The organism is Alteromonas sp. 76-1, from assembly GCF_900654235.1.
GTDB lineage: Bacteria > Pseudomonadota > Gammaproteobacteria > Enterobacterales > Alteromonadaceae > Alteromonas > Alteromonas naphthalenivorans.
On the sequence record NZ_LR136958.1, the window covers coordinates 2,314,076 to 2,327,735 of the forward strand.

Genomic DNA, 13,660 nt, shown 5'->3' on the forward strand with positions numbered 1-13,660 from the left:
AAGAGCAGTAAAAACGGGTTATCGGTTGTTTTTACGTAACCACTCATTAAGCAATTTAATTTGGCCACATTTGTAAGCGGCATACATCAAACGTACTGAGTTAGACACGGCTTCACTATCACTCCACCCTGTTTTCTCTCTAATTTCGTCGTAGCAAAGCTTAGCTTCTGGAGAAACATAGCCTCTCACAAGCTTTTTCCCTGCATCTCGTTGACGTTCTCGAAAGCGGCGTTGCTTATCAGCATTCGCTTTTGCTTTTTCTTTTATTGTGCTGTTTTTCGTATTTTCTGTCATAGTAATCACTAGCTCGTTAGTAATTCGAGTTTAACACGCGTTTTTATTTAGAAAAATGACTGTTCGGAGTTGTTTAGCTTACAAGTGTTCGCTAAATTAGCACCGCGAATTTAAAAAACAACGAGTTGGGAATGTCAGACAGAAAAAATAGTTTTAACAAAGAAGATTTATTAGCATGCAGCCGCGGCGAAATGTTCGGCCCAGGTAACAGCCAACTACCCGCCCCTAACATGCTAATGATGGATCGTGTCGTTTCTATTACTGAAGATGGCGGTGAACATGGTAAAGGCGAAATAATTGCTGAGTTAGACATTACGCCAGATCTTTGGTTTTTCGATTGTCACTTCCCAGGTGACCCTGTAATGCCTGGTTGCTTGGGTTTAGATGCTATGTGGCAGCTGGTCGGATTTTTCTTAGGCTGGTGCGATGGGCCAGGTAAAGGGCGTGCTCTTGGCGTGGGCGAAGTGAAATTCACAGGCCAAATACTGCCTACTGCCAAAAAAGTGACTTACAAAATCACCATGAAGCGTGTTATCAAACGTAAACTTTTCATGGGAATGGCGGATGGTTCTGTTGAAGTAGATGGTAGAGAAATCTACGTTGCGAAAGATCTTAAAGTAGGTTTGTTCCAAGACACATCTAACTTCTAAGGTAATAACAGCGTCAAAACGATAAAAGCCCCATTACTGGGGCTTTTTCATTGCTTAATCACTTTCTAAGAGAGAAGACGTTATTTGACACTAAGACCTACGTGCCTGTCTTCTACCGCCTCGCGCCAGCCTCCTAACCATTCCGACCGAGCGTCATTCTGTTGAAAAGGACAGATATCCTTTGAACGACCGCTAATACCAGCTTGATACCCTTTTGAATGGGCGCGTGTCAGTTTATCTCTTTTTTGTCTTTTCATTGATTAGCCTCTTTAACTTTGTAGGATGTGCTACAAATTCTCTCTCGGGCCCAATACATCGTTTTTCAATTGATAGTGGCGGAAAAGTCATTGTGCACACTACTGTGATAGTGCAATGTGCAAAATGGTTCAACATAATTATTGTAAAGAGTGCATTGACATTTGGTAATGTTATGAAACATAAATGAATTTTATATTACACTTTTTGGGCATATATATTTCAATTTTTAAATCTTTTAGCAATTAAAAAGGCCGCCATTAACGAGCGGCCTTTGAAAAATAACTAAAAGTAGAGCGAATTGATTATTTCTTCAATTTGCGACGGAAAATGGCCAGTAAACTTAGCGCCATTAAACCAAAGAAGCCCGTAGAAGCCCCACTACGCTCGAAGCTATCATCAACTTCTTCGCCGTCTTCATCAATACTACAATCGTCAATCGTGCCACCAGTCGGTGATAATTTTACTGCAACAATAGCATCAATTTCTACGGTCTCACCTTCTGTGTTAATTATATCAACACCTGTACTATATTTACTGGTTGAACGAATACGCGCATTAGCGATAATCTCATCATTATCGTTAATATCGATAGCTTCTAGCAATGTGTATTCACTGTCACACGGCGTTAAATCGTTCAAATCTAGAAACTCTTCGGTATCAATATCGAACATGAACGCGTGCGTTTCACGAACCGTATCGGATGTCGCATCAAAGTCTGATTTACCTACAATAATATTATTATTATTGATGGCATTTGCTTGCACGCCGGCAGTCGCAAAGAAACCCTCTGGGTACAATTGCTCAGTGGTATCTAAGTTGTATGCGAACAAACGAGAACGCGCGATATCACTTGACTCACGTAACACTGCACCTGCTACCCAGTTGTTATCGTTAATTGCCATTGCTTGACTAAGTAAGTTTTCTTCTCTTGGAAGTAGCTCTTGTGTTTCACCGTCTCTATAAACGGTAGCAACACGCTCGCTTTCATTTAGGCCTGTAGAGTTAGGACGGGTAATCGTTACCGCATCACCCGTTAACGCTTCACCCACAGCAATACCTTGTTCATTGATGTCATAGGCATAAGAAAAGTAATGTGAGGTGTCGTCTTCTTCTGGCGTGAAAAGCAGTGGGAATGTGTCAGTGCTTATTACATCACCGTTAACATCTAATTGCCAAATAGTTGCATTAACTTCCGATGAAAGCACAAACGCAGGTAAATAGTTGGTAGAATTTGTCACGAAATAGCTAGAAATACGGGGTACGTTGAAATCACCGCCGTAAATGCTGTAGAAACAACGCCCTTCTGGCAAATCGCCACGTATTTCGTCATCTTCACAATTTTCTATTGCTTCATCGACCGTATCTAAAAAGCTAACGGTACTGAAACCAGCAACTTGTAGATTTTGGTTAACGGCACGCGCTGATGAAAAGCCCCCTAAGGTATCATCAACCGAGGTAATGATTTTAGTTCCGGTGGTAGTCTGCACAAACGCTTGCTGCGGTAACTCCGAGTAGGTGTAATTGATGGTATCGCCATCTTCATCCTCATATTCATCCAGAACAACTACGCCTGGAGAATCACCAACAATAAAATTACCGCTTACGCTATCTCTTCCGCCTGCTTCGACAGACTGAGTGTAATCATCAAATTTGTCGGTTACTTCATCTAAACCAGGCACCAAGTCTATATCGGTGGTATCGGTCAAATAGGTCCTGAAGCTAGCAAGCTTTTGGCCTATTGAGTTACCTTGATTTGAAAGAAGAAAGTTAACGACTAAGGTGTAATCAGCATCAGTAAATACACCTTGCAAAGCATCATCTTCATTTTCAAGAGCCCCTGAAAACGAGGTAAAGAAACTAGTGTCTTCTTCTAACTGTTCTACATCAACAGGTGGGTTAAATTCCAACTGCACCATTGATAACATTTTACCGGTATTATCAATTGAACGGGCGAAGGTATTTTGACCAACATCCTGCAAAGGAAGTGGTGTCACGGTGTAGGTTTCGGCCATTGCCGAAACACTACCTGTTGCCAACAGAACGGCGACGGCAAGCTGAGTTCGTTTCATCTAAAATCCTATTTACTGCTGATTATCTTCCAGCATACTTTCTAATTCATCCCAGCGCGCATATTTCTGGGATAAGGCTTGTTCTTTCTCTGCTAACAGAGCTAAGGTTTTTGCAGTTTCATCGTTCCCTTTTTTAAAGAATTCAGGGTCGTTAACTAACAACTGCATTTCCGCTAATTCATTTTCATACTGCTCAATATCTGCAGGCAGCGATTCAAGTTCTCGTTGATCTTTATATGATAACTTTTTCGTCTTACGGGGAGAAGACTTAGCACTAGGACTATTCGAACTTAAATTAGTTTCATTCTTTACTTTGGCTTTTTCGTCTTTAATGACTTGTTGACGTTTAGCATTCTGATCTTTATACCAGCTCTCTACATCTGTGAAGCCACCAATGAACTCCCGTAAAAAGCCTTCGCCTTCAAATACGACACAACTGTTAGCAACATTGTCGACGAATTCCCTATCATGACTTACCAGCAAAACAGTGCCAGCATACTCATTTAAAAGGGTTTCTAACATCTCAAGCGTTTCAACATCAAGATCGTTAGTAGGCTCATCGAGCACTAGTAAGTTACTAGGCTTGAGCATAAGTTTGGCCAACATTAGCCTGTTTTTCTCACCGCCAGACAGTGACTTCACAGGCGCATTTACTCGCTCAGGTGAGAACAAATAATCTTGCAGATAACTAATAACATGCCTTGGATGCCCGTTAACCATAAGGTCACGTTTACCATCACCTACCGCGTCAATCACGGTTTGTTCCAAATCTAACCCATGGCGGTGTTGGTCAAAATAGGCGACTTCAAGATTAGTGCCTTGCTTACAATTGCCGTTATCGGGTGTTATTTCACCTAATAACAACTTAATCAGCGTACTTTTACCGCTACCGTTGGGTCCAACAAGTGCAAGTTTATCGCCACGTAGTACATTAAGGTTTAGTCCCTTCACAATTTGATTACCGCCAATGGCGTAATCTAAGTCGGTCACTTCAAACACCATTTTGCCCGAGCGCGTGCCCTGGTGCTGACTTACCACCGCGTTACCTTGCACTGCACGTCTGGCTTTACGTTCGTCACGCAGCTTTTTCAATGCACGTACACGGCCTTCGTTACGGGTACGACGGGCTTTTATGCCTTGGCGTATCCACACCTCTTCTTGCGCCAGTTTCTTATCAAACTCGGCGTTATGCGCAGCTTCTACTTCAAGATCTTGCTGTTTTTTCTCTAAGTAGGTTTCGTAGTTGCCTGGGTAACTGGTTAATCCACCACGGTCTAAATCAACAATACGGGTTGCCATATTTCGGATAAATGCCCTATCGTGACTTACAAATACAATGGCGCCGTTGTAATTAGATAAACTACTTTCCAACCAGCGAATCATTTCGATATCTAAGTGGTTGGTGGGTTCGTCAAGCAACAGCAAATCAGGTGAACGAACCAATGCGCGTGCAAGTGCCGCTTTACGTCGCCAGCCACCTGATAAAGTAGACAATGAAATATCAGGCTCTAATTTAAGCATGGTGAGCGTTTGTTCTATTTGTTGCTCAAATTGCCATGCATCACGGGCTTCCAAGGTTTCCTGCAAAGTTTGAAGACGATTTAAGTTAGCTTCACTAGGGTCTTCAGCCACCAACTTAGTCTGATGATGATAAGCCTTAATGGTATCGCCTACATCTGCTAACCCTTCAGCAACGTAATCGAAAAGGGTTACATCGGTAGTTTGTGGTGGATCTTGCTCTAATCGAGCAATAATTGTGTCGCTTTCTATGATGCGCTGTCCGTCATCGGCTATCACATCACCTGAAATCACCTTCATTAAGGTGGATTTACCACTGCCATTTCGGCCTACTAAACACACACGCTCTTTGGGTTGAACAATCAGTTCAACACCATCTAATAAAGGGGGGTTACCGTAGATGACAGTGATGTTCTTTAACTGCAAAATACTCACTGTAAGAATGTCTCCAATGCGTTGGTATCAAATGGCCAGCCTATTTCTGCGCCATTGTCTTCCCGTTTCAATACAGGAATGCGAGCACCGTATAAATGATACAAATCGGTGCTATTACGAATATTTACTTTTTCAACCGCTAACGAAGAAAACTGCTGTGTATTGGCCAGCTCAATGTCGGCCAAATCGCATAAACTACACTGCGGCCCAGTGTAAAACACTATTTTCATAAAGCTTCTCTTGGTAACGCTTCTCTTGATAACGTTAGGATCCAGCACTTATGAATGTTTCCGCGGCGAGAAAAGTCTTCAGGTATGGTCTCTTGAGTAATATTTTCAATACTGAAACCTAAGCCTTGTAATGCCTCTTCATCTAACTTGAAGCCACGTTTGTTGTTAGAGAAAATTAACGTGCCGCCTTCATTTAGACAATTTCTAGCATTTGTTAGCATAGCAACGTGGTCACGCTGTACATCCCACGTGCTTTGCATACGTTTAGAATTCGAGAACGAAGGTGGGTCGATAAAGATTAAGTCGTATTTACCCTTATGATCGCCTAACCATGACGTGCAATCAGCTTGAACAAAAGCATGTGGCCCATTTAACTTGTTAAGCGCTACATTCTTTTTCGCCCAGTCTAGATAAGTGTTAGACATATCAACGGTAGTAACCGATTTCGCGCCACCTTTAGCTGCAAACACAGATACACTGCCGGTATAAGCAAACAGGTTAAGCACGTCTTTACCTTTTGAAAGCTGCATAACTTTTTGACGGGTGTTTCTATGATCTAGAAATAAGCCCGTATCTAAGTAGTCAGTCAAGTTCACCAATAGGCGCGCACCGTTTTCGTAAACTTCCATCATGGTGCCAGACTGGTTAATTTTTTCGTACTGCTTAGTTCCCTTTTGCTGGCTGCGTACTTTAAGTACAATTTGCTTAGGCGAAACACCGGTCACGCCAGGCAAATAAAGCAACACTTCTTGCAAGCGTTTACGAGCTTTGTCTTCCGACACTGTTTTAGGCGGCGCGTATTCTTGTACTACCAACCAATCGCCATACCTATCAATTGCCACGTTGTAATCGGGCAAGTCGGCATCGTAAATACGGTAACAGTTGGTATCAACTTTGTTGATCCAACCTTTCATTTTCTTAAGGTTTTTCTTTAAGCGATTAGCAAATTCATGATTCGACGCATCTTCAGAAAATTGAACCGTGTTTTCTTCGCTTAACACATAGTTCACTAAACGGCACTCTAGCTTACCGTTATTCATCCCGTAGTCTTTGGTTGCTCGCAATTTTAATACACGCAATAAGTCACGGTTGCTACTAAGCAGTGAAACGTGCCAGCCTTTCCATGCTTCTTTAAAGCGCTTACCCCATTCGCTGAAAAGCGGAATAAGAGCCGTTAGTTCACCTAAACGTTCACCGTAAGGTGGGTTAGACACCATATAACCTGGGGTCGCAACCGGCGGTGACGACTTAGTGGCATCTTGATTACTGAATTTAATATCGTTAAAAACGCCTGCATAATCGGCGTTATCTTTGGCAATGGCAATCATTCTGCGGTTGTAATCGGCAGCGAAGATTTCGCTCTTACTTTCTGTTTGGTTCGCAATGGCATCATTTACCAACGAATCCCAGTATGCGGCATCGTGGCTTAGCCATTTGCTAAAGCCCCAATACTCACGCTTTATGCCAGGAGCAATATTACGTGCCATGAAGGCCGCTTCTATGGCAATAGTACCCGAACCGCACATCATGTCAGCAAGGGGCTTGTCCATGTTTTCGGTCCAACCACTGCGCATTAGCATGGCACAGGCAATATGTTCTTTAAGTGGAGCATCACCGGTTTCTTGACGATATGAACGCTGGTGCAGACTTGCACCAGCCATATCAAGGCCAATAATTACATTGTCTCGTTGAAGTCTGGCGTAAACAGGAAAATCTGGCATTTTTCGCTCAACCGACGGGCGAACTTGGCCTTCTTCTACGAACTGATCGACAATGGCATCTTTAATTCTAACCGCGCCGAACTGCGTGTTCTTAATTTCGTAGTTGGTACCAATAAATTGCACTGACAACGTGTGGCGAGATTCCATATGCATCTGCCAATCAATATCCATGGCTGTCTTATACAACTCTTCAGCATTACCTGCCTTTCCTGTGCCTAAGATCCAAATAACGCGGTTGGCTAACCGGGACCAAAGACAAAGTTTATAAGCGTCTTCTTTGCTTCCTTCAAATTGCAACATGCCCGGAGACTGTTTAATTTCTGCACCTGGGCATAAATTGAGTATTTCTTGCTTAAGGAGTTCGTCAAGACCGCGGCTGGTTGTTGCCAGAATAGTATTCATTCAATTACCTGATAGAGCGTGTGTTTATTGACACACGCTTGAGTGTATAAAACTGTAATGTGTCGCTTTCGCTAATTATAGCGCTTTTACAATGCGTTTAACGAGGTCGGGCCCCTGATAGATGAACGCAGAGTATACCTGAACTAACGATGCTCCGGCATCTAAACGTGCTTTTGCGGTTTCAGGAGAATCGATACCGCCCACGCCTATGATAGGAATTGCTCTATCAAGAGCACTCGATAGCTTTTTCGTTACGTTTAAGCTCATGTCGGTTAAGACAGAACCGCTCAGCCCACCCATTTCATCAGCATGCTTCAACCCTTGTACAGCTTCACGGGACAATGTGGTATTAGTAGCGATAACGCCATCCATTTTGCTGGCAAGCAAGGATTGAGCAATACTTTGAATTTCGCCATCTGATAAATCCGGTGCAATTTTTATAAATAGCGGTACGTATTTACCGTGAGTTTGAGTTAGGGTTTCTTGCGCAGCTTTAAGGCCTACCAGCAACGCATCTAGCGCTTCACCATACTGAAGGTTTCTAAGCCCAGGGGTATTGGGTGAAGAAATGTTGATAGTCACATAACTGGCGTAGGGGTAAACCTTGTTCAAACAAATAAGATAATCATCAAGTGCTTTAGCATCATCAGTATCTTTATTTTTACCAATATTGATACCAATGGGGCCTTTAAACTGGGCTTTTTTCACTTGAGACACTAAGTGATCAACGCCTTTGTTGTTAAAACCCATACGGTTAATGATGGCCTGTTTTTCAGGAATGCGGAATAACCGAGGTTTAGGGTTACCCGCTTGCGGGCGTGGTGTAACCGTCCCAATTTCTACGAAACCAAAACCCATTTCAGCAAATGCATCTATACAGTCACCGTTTTTGTCTAGGCCTGCCGCCAAACCCACAGGATTATCAAAGGTTATACCTGCAATCGTCACTGGCTTTTGGATTGTCGTGGTGCTGTAAGCCCACTTCAACGGCGTGTATTGCGTTTTATTTAACCAGTTGATAGTAAAATCATGGCTTTTTTCAGGTTCGCATTGAAGCAACAGTTTTTGCACTAATGATTGCATAGGTGTTTGTTTTCGCTTGTATTTGGTATAAAAAAGCCCTGTTTTACAGGGCTTCGTCATTTTTGATAGCGTGTATTCTAATGGCTAGACTTCACGCTTAAAAGCATCAATTCACGTAATGCGACAGAAAATTTCGCAAATTCGTGAGTCGTGCTGGTCTTAAACTCTGACATCATATGATACCAGCGCTTCAACAGCACTTGATTACTCTGCATCCAATCTTCCAATATTTTGTCTGCATCGCTAGCGTCTGGATTAATCTGAAGTAGATTCGCCGCAATAGAACGCTGCTGCCAATCCAATTCTTCACGGTAAGACGCGCGGGCTAGTGCTTGCCAATGGTTGCTGACTGCTTGATTGTTAATTTGATCTAAGAACCAATGCAATTCTAGTTTAGAACCTAGCTGGAAGTATAAGCGCGCGACAACATCTACGTTACGTTTTTCAGCTGCAACCACGTGTGCTAAGTCGAAACTTGAGAACATATTAGAGAAGCTGGCCACTTGGTACGCAATATCCTTCGGTACATCTTGCGACACATAGGTACTTGTTTTCTCTTCTAACTGTGAGTACTCAGCTTCTACTAAGTAATTCTTTAGATTCTTAGATAAGTTATTGAAGGTTTCACGATAACTCGCAATAGCCTCTTCAATAGACAAGGCTTTATTGCCATGCCTAATGTACCAGCGTGCGGCGCGGCGCATAATGCGGCGAGCTTCATCTAGCATCTTAAGCTGTAGCTTAGCAGAAATAACGTTATCTAGGTCTTCAATACGGCTCCATAGTGTTTCCATATCAAAAATACCGTGCACGATAGCGTAAGCGTTAGCAACGTCATCAACGCTCGCGCCGGTTTCTTCCTGAATACGGAACATAAAATTAAGGCCCATATCGTTAACCATATTGTTGGTTAATTTAGTGGCAATAATCTCGCTTCTAAGTGGATGCTGCTGCATATGTGTACTGAATTTTTCACGTAACACTTCAGGGAAAGCTTGAAGCAGCAATTTACCGTGATAAGGGTTATCAGTGATTTCAGGAATATTCAGTGCATCTTTTAACACCATTTTCCCATAGGCGATTAAGACACTAAGTTCAGGTCGAGTAAGACCACGATCTGAAGCCACTCTATCCGAAATTTCATCATCACTAGGAATAAATTCAAGCTCTCTGTTAAGTTGCCCTTCACGCTCTAAGCCGTGAATAAAGCGAAGCTGTTCTTTCAATAAGCTAACGCCTGACATCTCAGTAATCGAAATAGATTGAGTTTGACGATAACAATCTTTAATTACGATACGGGATACGTCGTCGGTCATATCGTGCAGTAAGTTGTTGCGCTGTTTAACCGTAAGTTCACCGTCGTTAACCACGCTGTTAAGCAAGATTTTGATATTAACTTCGTTATCGGAGCAATCAACACCACCTACGTTATCAATAAAGTCAGTGTTAACGCGGCCGCCAGACGCTGCATACTCAATTCGACCTAACTGCGTTAAGCCTAGGTTACCGCCCTCACCTACAATTTTGGCTTGCACGTCTTTGCCGTTTAACCGTAAATCGTCATTGGCTCTGTCGCCCACTTCAGCATGAGACTCTTTTGAGCTCTTAACGTAAGTCCCGATGCCACCATTCCAAAGCAAATCCACAGGCATTTTTAAAATGTTATGGATAAGTTCGTTTGGCGTCATCGACATTTGACGGGTGCCTAACCACTTTTTCATTTCTGGGGTTAGCTTTATCGATTTCGCGGAACGGCTGAAGATACCGCCACCTTTTGAAATCAATGTTGAATCGTAATCTTCCCAACTTAACCGAGGGTTTTCGAACAACCTAGCGCGCTCTTTATAACTTGCAGCTGCATCGGGGTCTGGGTCGAAGAAAATATGTAAATGGTTAAACGCCGATATTAACTTGGTGTGCTTAGATAAAAGCATGCCGTTACCGAATACATCTCCCGCCATATCACCCACACCAACCGCTGTGAAGTCTGTGGTTTGGCAATCGATACCAATTTCACGGAAGTGACGTTTAACAGACTCCCAACCACCACGTGCAGTGATACCCATTTTTTTATGGTCATAACCGACACTGCCACCTGAGGCAAAAGCATCACCTAACCAAAAGCCAAATTCATCAGCAATACCATTAGCGATATCAGAGAAAGTCGCGGTGCCTTTATCGGCTGCCACAACCAGATACGGGTCATCTTCATCTAGTCGCACCACATCTTTAGGCGGTACTATTTCACCGTTAACAATATTGTCAGTGATATCAAGCAAACTAGTAATAAAGGTGCGATAACACGCTTGGCCTTCTGCTTGTATAGCTTCTCTGCCTTCGCCAACAGGTAGTTTCTTACAAACAAAGCCACCTTTAGCACCTACGGGCACGATAACCGTATTTTTTACTTGCTGGGCTTTTACTAAGCCTAAGATTTCAGTCCGGAAATCTTCTTGGCGATCAGACCAACGAAGGCCACCGCGGGCTACTTTTCCGCCACGTAAATGCACACCCTCTAAACGCGGGCTATATACAAATATTTCAAATTTAGGCAGCGGCAATGGCATATCAGGAATCATTTCAGGCAGCATCTTAAATGACACATAAGATTTTTCATTGCCTGCTTCATCGGGCTGATAGAAGTTGGTGCGAAGGGTCGCCGACATCATATCTAAATAACGACGAATAATTCTGTCGTCATCTAAGTTACTCACGCTGTCTAACTGGGTTTTAATATTATCAAGTAACGCTTCTTCTTTCTTCGCACTACGTTTTTTCTTCGGATTAATGCGCTGATCGAAAAACTCCACTAACAAGCGGGCAATATCAGGGTAATTCGCCAAGGTGTTCGCAATGTAATCACGACTGAATGAACTGCCGGTTTGACGCATGTATTTTGCGTACGCACGTAAAATAGTGACTTTACGACCCGTTAAATTAGCACCTAAAATCAAACGGTTGAATGCATCATCTTCTAAATCGTTATTCCATACTTTCGCAAAGGCATCTTGGAATAATGTCTGTGCGCGCTCCATATCAAAGTGTTGGCCACTTTTATGTAACATGGTGAAATCCATCACCCAGTTTCTTAAACCATCTGGACAAGTGATTTTATATGGGCTTTCATCAATGACGCGTAAACCAAAGTTTTCAAGCATCGGCAGTACGTCGGAAAGATGGATAGGTTCAGCGCGGTGGAACAACTTAAGTTTCACTATCTGGCTGTCAGACTGCTCTTCTTGAGGACGATAAAACAGCATGTCGAGAGTATGATCATCATCTAACTGTTCAATTTTACCAATATCAACAAGAGCATCACCCGGTAAGTTCTGTTCCATATAGCTACGTGAAAACGCATTACCATATTTGCGCTCAAGGGCTTTACCTTGCGCTTCACCGTGTGCCGCTGAAATAGAGGAAGCTAATCGATCGCTCCACGTTTTAGTTAGCTCAATAATATTACGTTCTATTTCCTTCACATCAAATTCCGCGTTGTTGTCGTTGACCCTGGCAATGTAATGCGTGCGCGCATACACAGATTCAGAAAAGAACGTAGTAAATTCAACTTCTTCTTTAGCACCTAACGACGCTTTCAGAAGCGCTTGAGTATCTACACGCAGTTGCGTGTTGTAACGCTCACGAGGAACAAATACCATACACGAGAAGAAGCGTCCAAATACATCTTTGCGAATAAATAAGCGTGAAATACCCCGCTCTTGCATCTGGAATATACCCATCACGATTTGGGCTAATTCTTCCGCTGGTGTTTGCAGTAGCTCATCACGAGGATAGGTTTCTACAATATTAACGAAGGCTTTAAATGCATGGGTACCCGGTTCATAGCCAGATAAATCGCAAATACGCTGAATCTTTTCGCTCAGCATAGGGAGTTGCGTCACACTTTGATTATAGAAAGACGCAGAATAAAGGCCAAGAAAACGGTGCTCACCCACAACTTGCCCGTCCTTGTTGAATGCTTTTACGCCAACATAATCCATGTAAGCAGGACGATGAACGCGAGCACGAGAGTTGGTTTTGGTCAAAATCAACGGACTTTGGCTTAGTGCTTCTGCTCTTGCACTTGCTGGCAGTTTCGACAACAGACGTTCTCTGTCGTTAATTGAGTTTTTCAATAACCCTAAACTTGTATCGTTAGCGGGTATCCAGCGATGGTCGCCTTCTATAGCCTTCACTTCGTAATAACGATAGCCCATCATGGTAAAGTTGTGATCGCTTAACCATTGCAAATAAGCTTTAGTTTGTTTCTTTTCATCAGCAGACCCAGGCCAGTTTAGTTTCGTACTGTCTTTAACTACTGTTTCTAACTTAGTGGTCATTTCTTGCCAGTCTTTAACCGCCAACGACACTTCGTCTACCACTGAGTGTAATTCTTTCGTTAATTCATCAATGTCTTTTTTCGCACTTTGATGGTCAACCTCAATAAATATGACGGTTTCTTTTCTGGTATTTTCCACTGTCTTGCCAGGCTCAGCGAATTCCACCACTTGGTTTTTATTATTTCGCTTTATTCTAATTGGGCTATGCAAAAACAAATGCGCGGTAATATTTAACCGGTTGAGTGACATACGAACCGAATCGACAAGAAACGGCATGTCTCTAACAATTATTTCAACAATGGTATGGCTTGAGTGCCAGCCATGTTTTTCAATTTCTGGGTTGAATACACGAATGTAGGGTGCTGAATTATCAAATTTAGCAAGCCCATTCCATAAGCTTAAAGTGGCACCATATAAATCGCTGTCGTTGCGATCTTCTAAGTCATCACTTGAGATATTTTTATACAACAGGCGTCCGAATTGCTGCACGAGTGACTTCTGCTGGGCATCCACCTTTTTTTCAATGAGTGCAAATACATTATCTAGCAGTACTGAGTGTCGCTGTGAGGTGACTGTCATTAGTTAACCTTATAAATGTCGTAAGTGCTAAGTTGCGCGGCTATTTTCGCTAAAACTGAGAGGTATTGAAAGCCCCTTTTTAAC

9 protein-coding genes are annotated in these 13,660 nt (G+C 42.7%); 1 reads left to right on the forward strand and 8 read right to left on the reverse strand.

Going from position 1 to position 13,660, the window contains the following annotated elements; all coding sequences use genetic code 11:
* Window positions 1-18 precede the first annotated feature (18 nt).
* On the reverse strand, window positions 19-294 hold the full coding sequence (locus tag ALT761_RS09995) for a hypothetical protein (protein WP_013784088.1): 276 nt from the start codon (window positions 292-294) through the stop codon (window positions 19-21).
* A gap of 131 nt (window positions 295-425) precedes the next feature.
* Between ALT761_RS09995 and fabA the strand changes: the two genes are divergently transcribed.
* On the forward strand, window positions 426-944 hold the full coding sequence (gene fabA / locus ALT761_RS10000; protein ID WP_057791803.1) for a bifunctional 3-hydroxydecanoyl-ACP dehydratase/trans-2-decenoyl-ACP isomerase: 519 nt from the start codon (window positions 426-428) through the stop codon (window positions 942-944).
* 80 nt (window positions 945-1,024) lie between these two features.
* Here fabA and rmf read toward each other — a convergent pair whose 3' ends face one another.
* The 7 genes from rmf to ALT761_RS10035 form a co-directional block, all read right to left on the reverse strand.
* On the reverse strand, window positions 1,025-1,201 hold the full coding sequence (rmf, locus tag ALT761_RS10005; RefSeq protein WP_013784086.1) for a ribosome modulation factor: 177 nt from the start codon (window positions 1,199-1,201) through the stop codon (window positions 1,025-1,027).
* Between the two features lie 303 nt (window positions 1,202-1,504).
* A complete protein-coding gene (locus tag ALT761_RS10010; protein WP_129738429.1) occupies window positions 1,505-3,271 on the reverse strand; it encodes a DUF3466 family protein in 1,767 nt (588 codons plus the stop codon).
* A gap of 12 nt (window positions 3,272-3,283) precedes the next feature.
* Complete coding sequence (gene uup / locus ALT761_RS10015; protein ID WP_129738431.1) at window positions 3,284-5,224, reverse strand: ATP-binding cassette ATPase Uup; 1,941 nt, start codon at window positions 5,222-5,224, stop codon at window positions 3,284-3,286.
* On the reverse strand, window positions 5,221-5,454 hold the full coding sequence (locus ALT761_RS10020; RefSeq protein ID WP_129738433.1) for a glutaredoxin family protein: 234 nt from the start codon (window positions 5,452-5,454) through the stop codon (window positions 5,221-5,223). Before ALT761_RS10020 ends, uup begins: the two co-directional genes overlap by 4 nt.
* Window positions 5,451-7,577: a bifunctional 23S rRNA (guanine(2069)-N(7))-methyltransferase RlmK/23S rRNA (guanine(2445)-N(2))-methyltransferase RlmL gene (gene rlmKL, locus ALT761_RS10025; RefSeq protein ID WP_129738435.1), complete on the reverse strand. Its 2,127-nt coding sequence runs from the start codon at window positions 7,575-7,577 to the stop codon at window positions 5,451-5,453. The genes ALT761_RS10020 and rlmKL overlap by 4 nt, the downstream gene beginning before the upstream one ends.
* Before the next feature lie 75 nt (window positions 7,578-7,652).
* Window positions 7,653-8,660, reverse strand: a complete 1,008-nt coding sequence (gene pyrD / locus ALT761_RS10030; RefSeq protein WP_129738437.1) for a quinone-dependent dihydroorotate dehydrogenase — start codon at window positions 8,658-8,660, stop codon at window positions 7,653-7,655.
* A 77-nt stretch (window positions 8,661-8,737) separates the two neighbouring features.
* On the reverse strand, window positions 8,738-13,576 hold the full coding sequence (locus ALT761_RS10035) for an NAD-glutamate dehydrogenase (protein ID WP_129738439.1): 4,839 nt from the start codon (window positions 13,574-13,576) through the stop codon (window positions 8,738-8,740).
* Window positions 13,577-13,660: the final 84 nt, after the last annotated feature.